General features: G+C 59.2%; 6 protein-coding genes. 1 reads left to right on the forward strand and 5 read right to left on the reverse strand.

What is annotated here, in order from left to right; translation table 11 throughout:
- Positions 1–314 precede the first annotated feature (314 nt).
- From hydA to RHIBUN_RS0129690, 5 genes are all read right to left on the reverse strand, one after another.
- Positions 315–1,727, reverse strand: a complete 1,413-nt coding sequence (gene hydA / locus RHIBUN_RS0129670) for a dihydropyrimidinase (RefSeq protein ID WP_025662399.1) — start codon at positions 1,725–1,727, stop codon at positions 315–317.
- Complete coding sequence (locus RHIBUN_RS0129675; RefSeq protein ID WP_025662400.1) at positions 1,727–2,998, reverse strand: cysteine desulfurase-like protein; 1,272 nt, start codon at positions 2,996–2,998, stop codon at positions 1,727–1,729. Before RHIBUN_RS0129675 ends, hydA begins: the two co-directional genes overlap by 1 nt.
- Before the next feature lie 28 nt (positions 2,999–3,026).
- On the reverse strand, positions 3,027–3,764 hold the full coding sequence (locus tag RHIBUN_RS0129680; protein WP_025662401.1) for an amino acid ABC transporter ATP-binding protein: 738 nt from the start codon (positions 3,762–3,764) through the stop codon (positions 3,027–3,029).
- Positions 3,761–4,435: an amino acid ABC transporter permease gene (locus RHIBUN_RS0129685; protein WP_018116615.1), complete on the reverse strand. Its 675-nt coding sequence runs from the start codon at positions 4,433–4,435 to the stop codon at positions 3,761–3,763. The genes RHIBUN_RS0129680 and RHIBUN_RS0129685 overlap by 4 nt, the downstream gene beginning before the upstream one ends.
- A 70-nt stretch (positions 4,436–4,505) precedes the next feature.
- Positions 4,506–5,300 (reverse strand): transporter substrate-binding domain-containing protein, encoded by a 795-nt coding sequence (locus RHIBUN_RS0129690; protein ID WP_018116614.1) that lies wholly within the window; start codon positions 5,298–5,300, stop codon positions 4,506–4,508.
- A 163-nt stretch (positions 5,301–5,463) separates the two neighbouring features.
- On the opposite strand from RHIBUN_RS0129690, the gene RHIBUN_RS0129695 reads away from it, so the two are divergent.
- The gene (locus RHIBUN_RS0129695; protein WP_018857933.1) at positions 5,464–6,150 is read left to right on the forward strand and encodes a FadR/GntR family transcriptional regulator; all 687 of its coding nucleotides are present in this window, start codon (positions 5,464–5,466) and stop codon (positions 6,148–6,150) included.
- Positions 6,151–6,507: the final 357 nt, after the last annotated feature.

Raw genomic sequence — 6,507 nt, forward strand, 5'->3', positions numbered from 1 at the left:
TCAACCGACGTTGAGCGTAGTATGACGACAATCGTTCCGTGTAGCTACAAGCAAATAGGTGCTCCCGAAGCGATCCTTGGCCACCTTGCACGCGACCGGCCGATGATGAAATGCCTCTTGGCAGACTTCTCTACAACAGTTGCGCCTTCGATGGCCGCTTTCGTGCCAAGGCAAAGACCTGCATCGGCTTCCCCCAAAATGCGAAAACGCCGAGAACGGGAAAGGGCTATGGTTCTGCGGTAGCACCCTCAGCCGCTCTCCAGCTTTCCACCATACTTCGCCAAGCTACGCAAAACCAAAGAGCGTTTTCGCATTTATCTATTTTGCGATACGACGCCAACTTTCGCCCGGCGAAGATAGGCACCCTGACCCGCAGCGCCGGTGAACGCCTCTCCATCAACGATGGTCGCGCCACGCAGGATGACGCGCACGGGCCAGCCCTGGACCTCAAGACCTTCATAGGGTGTGTAATCGGCGCCGTGATGCAGGATGTCGTTGGTGATGGTCACCTTCTTCGACGGATCCCAGAGGGCAATATCGGCATCCGAGCCGATCGCGATCGTGCCCTTCTGCGGATAGAGGCCATATTGCTTGGCATGATTGGTGGATGACAGCGCCACAAAGCGGTTGATATCGATCCGGCCTTTGCTCACCCCTTCCGAAAACAGAATGGGCAACCGCGTCTCGACGCCGGGAATGCCGTTTGGAACCCAACGGAAATTCCGCTTGCCCTTCTCGTTGAGCTTGCCTCCCTCATCCTCGTAACGGAAGGGGCAATGATCGGACGAGAAAAGTTCGAACGTGCCATTCTGCAGGCCTTCCCAGCAGGCAATCTGGCTTTCCTTGTCCCGCGGCGGCGGCGAGCAAACGAATTTCGCGCCCTCAAGCTCGGCAGCATCGAGATCGTCTGCCGTCAACAGCAGATATTGCGGGCAGGTTTCGCCCGCGACCTTGCCGCCGCGCTTGCGGGCCCGCTCGATTTCTTCCATCGCCTGGCGGTTCGAGACATGGACGATGACAATCGACGTATCGACGATTTCGGCAAGCGAAAGCGCCCGATGCGTCGCCTCGCGCTCGGCCGCGGCAGGCCTGCTCAGCGCGTGGAATTTCGGCGCCAGATCGCCATTCCGCTCATGTTTGCCGATCAGATAGCGGATTGCGTCTTCATTCTCGCAATGGACCATGACGAGCGCGCCGGAACGGCGGGCGCAGTCCAATGTATCGAGGATCTGGTCGTCGCGCAGGCGAAGGTTCTCATAGGTCATGAAGACCTTGAGCGAGGTATAGCCATCCTCGACAAGCGCCGGAAGCTCCTGCCCGAGCACATAGGCCGTGGGATCACTGAGGATCAGATGAAACGATACGTCGATATGGCACTGGCCATCGGCCTTGGCATGGTAATCCTTCAGCGATTCACGCAGCGTCGTGCCCTTTTCCTGCAGGCAGAAAGGCAGGATCGTCGTGTTCCCGCCAAAGGCGGCCGAAAGGGTACCGCTCGCGAAATCGTCGGCCATGACGATCCCGTCGCCCGAGGGTTGGGCGATATGGACATGGCTGTCGATGCCGCCGGGCATGACATAGAGGCCGGTGGCATCGATGATCTCATCGGCATCATCAAGACCAGCGGCCAGCGCAGCGATCTTTCCATCGCGAATCCCGACATCGCTACGAAACGTATCGCTCGCGGTGAAGACTGTGCCGTTCTTGATGATGGTATCGAAATGCATCAGGCAGCCCCCTTTTTCAGGCCCGCATTGTCGCGCCCCAAGATTTCATCAAGCGCCGCAATCAGTCCATCGACCTCAGCGACCGTGTTGTAATGCACCATGGAAACGCGCACGGCGCCATTGTACTGCGGCAGGCCAACATGGTCGCCAAGCCGCCGCGCGTGGAAATCGCCAAAACGGATTGCGATCTTATAGGCGTCCATGGCCTTGCAGATATCTTCCGAATTGCGCCCCTCGAAGACGAAGCTGATCGTCGGGATACGCCGGCCATTGCGGTTTGCCGTCTCGCCGATGATGCGGCAATCGTTGCGACTGCGCAGATAGGTTAGCAGCCGATCCGTCAGCGCGTTTTCCTGAATGGTGATCGCCTCGAAGGCCGCAAGGATCAGTTGACGCGGCGAGCCCGAGGCGCCGGATTTTGCGCCGAGTTCGCAGAGATAATCGACGATCCCCGTGACCGAATAGGCGAGCTCGTAGTTCGGATTGCCCGGCTCCAGCTTTCCCGGAACCTTGTCGCGCCCATAGAAGAAGTGATAAAGCGGATCGAGCTCCAGAAGATAATCATATTTGCCGTACATCATCGCGTAGTGCGGGCCGTAGGTCTTGTAGAAGCTGAAGACGTAATAATCGACATCCATCGCTCGGACATCGACGGCGCGATGCGGCGCATAGGCGACGGCATCGACACAGATACGCGCGCCGCGCGCATGCACCATGGCCGCGATATCGGCGATCGGATTGATGGCGCCGAGAATATTGGAGACATGGGTGACGCAGACGAGCCTTGTCTTCTCGCTCATCAGTGGTTCGAGATCGGCAAGGTCGAGCTCATAGGTCTTGGTGTCGAGCGGCCAGAACTTGACGACGACGCCCATGTCGCGCAGCCCGTCCCAAGGCCCGATATTGGACTCGTGGTCCGAAATGGTAACTATGATCTCGTCGCCGGCCGAAAGCTGGCTGCGCATGGCGCGCGCCAGATTCTGCAACAGCACCGTGGTCGAGCTCCCGAAGATGATTTCTTCCGGGCGCGCGGCGTTCACCAGATGTGTGGCGGCGACGCGGCTTTCCATCAACGCCTTCGCCGCCTGCTGCGACACGTCGTAGCTGCCGCCGATCTGGACGTTCTTGTCATAGAGGAACGTATTGATGCGCTCGACCGCGCGCTTCAGGATCTGCGAGCCTCCGGCATTGTCGAAAAACGTCCATCCATGCTGAAGCCCCGGGAACTGGCTCCTGACAAAGTCGATGTCGAGTGGGCGTTGCGTCTCCATGTGGTCCTCCGGAACCTTGTCTTTATTGTCAGTGATTGAGAACGGCGCGCAGGAAGCTCTTCGTGCGCTCCTCCCGCGGATTGTCGAATATCTCGGCGGGTGTGCCGGCTTCCACTATCCGGCCGCCATCCATGAAAATGACACGGTCGGCGACCTGACGGGCAAAGCCCATCTCATGCGTAACCACGATCATGGTGACGCCGGTGCCGGCGAGCGTGCGCATGACGTCGAGCACTTCGCCCACCATCTCCGGGTCGAGCGCCGAGGTGGGCTCGTCGAAGAGCAGTACGCGCGGCTCCATCGCCAGCGCGCGGGCGATCGCCACTCGCTGCTGCTGGCCGCCGGACAGCTGTTCCGGATACTTCTCCGCCTGCTCGGTGATACCGACGCGGGCAAGTAGTTCGCGCGCCTTGCGGGCGGCCTCATCAGGCGGTGTGCCGCGTACCCGCATCGGCGCGATCATGATGTTCTTCATGACCGTCAGATGCGGGAAGAGGTTGAAGGACTGGAACACCATTCCGACTTCTGCGCGCACTTGCGCCAGATTGCGCCCGCGCTCCACCTTGATGCCATCGACCTCGACGTGGCTGTCGTTTGCGAAGCTCTCCAGGTGGTTGATGCAGCGGATCAGCGTCGATTTACCGGAGCCCGAGGGGCCGATGACGCACACGACCTCGCCTTCGCCGATTGCCAGATCGATGCCGTGAAGGACCTGGAAATTGCCATAAGACTTGTTGAGGTTGTGGATATTGACAATGGTTTTCATCGACGCCTCCCGGCACTGAAGCGTTTTTCGAGACGGGCAACGATGCTGACCAGCGGCCACAGGAACGCGACGTAGATGATGGCTGCGCCAATGAGCGGCGAGGGATTTGCCATCAATGCCTGCGCCTGCGTTGCCTGCTTCAGCAAATCGGGCATGGCGACAACGGACGCCAGCGCCGTATCCTTCATCACGTTGATGCAGTTGTTCGTCAGCGGCGGAATGACGATCTTGATCGCCTGCGGCAGAATGATTTCTACCATCATGTGACGATAGGAAAGTCCGAGCGCTTCCGAGGCCTCGAACTGGCCGCGCGGAATGGCTTCGATGCCGGCGCGAAAGATCTCCGCCGTGTAAGCCGTCGAAACGATCGTCAAGGCAGCGGCGGCCGAAAGGAACGGCGAGAGCCGGATGCCGACGAATGGCAAGGCATAGTAGATCACGATGAGCAGCACTAGCAGCGGAATTGAGCGGAAGATGTCGATATAGATCTTGGCAAGCGCTTGGAGAAACGTCGCGCCATAGAGGCGCAGGAGCGCGAGGATCAACCCACCCGCCAGGCCGCCAACGATGCTGACGACGCCAAGTTCGAGGGTGATCCAGAGGCCGGAGAGGAGCAGCGGAAAAGAGCGCTCCAGCACCGCCAGATTAAAAAAGGTCGTAAAGATATCCATTTAGGCACCGGTCGGTCGTTGGGGGGCGGATGGCGGACAAGCCGCCATCCGTGGCCTGAACCATCCGGCCTTACTTAGCAGCAGGCATGTCGGCGACCTTGATTGTAGAGGTCGTATCCTCGGCCTTCGCGCCGAACCAGGTTTCGTGCAGCTTGGCGATGAAGCCCTCGCCCTTCAGTGTCGTAATCACGTCGTTGACCTGCTTGGCCAACGGGTCGCCCTTGTTGAACATGATCGAGTATTTTTCGCCGGTCGGGATACGCTCGACGACCTTGATTGTCGGCTTGTCCTTTACGTAATACTGCAGCGCCGGAATATCGCTGATATAGCCGTCGATGCGGCCGGCAGCGAGATCGAGCATGGCCGGTTGCAGGCCTTCGAAGCGGCGGATTTCGCCGAGGCTGTATTTGGCGGTGTTGGTGGTTGCCCACACGTCGCCAGTCGAACCCGTGTCGACGCCAACCACCTTGCCGCTCATGCCCGAGAGATCCTTGATGCCGGCGGTAGCCATGACAGTAAGCGACTGGTCGCTGTCATAGTAGGGCTGGGCAAAGCTGACCGATTCCAGGCGCTTCTCGGTGATGGTGATCGACGAGACTGCCATGTTGATTCGGCCCGACTGGACGGCAGAAAAGAGGCCGTTGAACGGGATGTTGACGAATTCGACGGACTTGTTGAGGCGCTTGGCAATTTCGGTGATGAGATCGACTTCAAAGCCGACGGTCTTGCCGGTTTCGTCCTGGAATTCCCATGGCACATTGCCGATATTGGCGCCGACGGAAAGATCGGCGGCAAGGGATGCATGGCTGGCGAAGGCGAGAACGCCCGAAATCACCGCAGTCTTCAGAAAGGAAAAATGACGCATCTAGGTTCCCCTTGTTTTATGGCGCGTATTTTTGCTAATGGTCTAACCGGTCTGACCAGTCAGGCCAAATCAATCATGGTATCTTGTCATTTGCAAGCGCGTGATGGATTTAAATGTACGGGGCGAACCAGACGCGCCGATCAGATGTCGGAGAAGCGCAAGAATGCTGAACAGGACTTTGGTGCCGCAATCGGCGGCCCGACTGATACAGGACATGATCCAGAGCGGCGAACTCGCCGCCGGTCAGAAGATTCCGTCGCAGCGTGATTTTTCCCTGAAGCTCGGCATCAGCCGGGCCTCGCTACGCGAAGCGCTGCTGACTCTCGAAACTCTGGGCTTGATCAAAACCGAAGCCGGCCGAGGCACCTTTGTTGCCGACCCTGGCGCCCCGGGAAGCAATATGGCGCCTTGGCGCTACTCCGACACCTATTCGGTCTTCGACGTCTTCCAGACGCGCATCATGCTTGAGGGCAATATCGCCGCACTCGCCGCCGGACGCCTCACCGGCAATCAGCTGCAGGCGATGGAAGCGGCAACGAAGCAGATGGAGGATTGCTGGGCCAAACAGGATCTGCTGGCCAATGTCGAAGCCGATCTCGAATTCCACGGCATCATTGCGTCTGCCTGCAGCAATGCCATGCTGCGGGCGCTTTACCAAGTCGTGCGCGAGCAGCTGACGGAAACGCAGCGCCAACCGATTCCGATCACAGAGCCCGCGCGCATGCAGGCCTCCATCGCCGAGCATCGCCGCATCATTGCGGCCCTAAGCGACAATGATGCGGCACGCGCCCGCCTTGAAATGGAAACGCATGTACTCAACACGGCGCGCTGCGCGGGGCTGAACCCGTGAACTTCAGTGGCGCGGCCATCATGACGGTTTCGATCGAGCAGAGGTGCCCCCCCACCAAGCAACGCGAGCCGCGTCAACAACGCCGGCCATATATCGCGGGCACGATTCGCCTGGTCTAGTACTACAGTTGCGTTTTATGCGAGATCATGATTCACTCTCGGCGTTTAGCTGGAGGGAATTGCATGTCCGTCGCAAGCTGGTCTGGGTCGATTTTGGCATGGCAACGCGAGCTCGATGCATTGAAGGAGCGACTGGGGCCGATCTTTCGTCGTCGTGAACTGCGATTATCGAGCGGCGCCTTTCTTGATGGCGTGCTGTCGGGAGTAGAGCGCAAGACAGGCTGGCTCATGGCCGAGC

Source organism: Rhizobium sp. IBUN (genome assembly GCF_000510625.1).
Taxonomy (GTDB): Bacteria; Pseudomonadota; Alphaproteobacteria; order Rhizobiales; family Rhizobiaceae; genus Rhizobium; species Rhizobium altiplani.

Coding starts and splice junctions, on each gene's coding strand:
- hydA (WP_025662399.1), bottom strand. CDS start 1,727: ATGCATTTCGATACCATCATCAAGAACGGCACAGTCTTCACCGCGAGC.
- RHIBUN_RS0129675 (WP_025662400.1), bottom strand. CDS start 2,998: ATGGAGACGCAACGCCCACTCGACATCGACTTTGTCAGGAGCCAGTTC.
- RHIBUN_RS0129680 (WP_025662401.1), bottom strand. CDS start 3,764: ATGAAAACCATTGTCAATATCCACAACCTCAACAAGTCTTATGGCAAT.
- RHIBUN_RS0129685 (WP_018116615.1), bottom strand. CDS start 4,435: ATGGATATCTTTACGACCTTTTTTAATCTGGCGGTGCTGGAGCGCTCT.
- RHIBUN_RS0129690 (WP_018116614.1), bottom strand. CDS start 5,300: ATGCGTCATTTTTCCTTTCTGAAGACTGCGGTGATTTCGGGCGTTCTC.
- RHIBUN_RS0129695 (WP_018857933.1), top strand. CDS start 5,464: ATGCTGAACAGGACTTTGGTGCCGCAATCGGCGGCCCGACTGATACAG.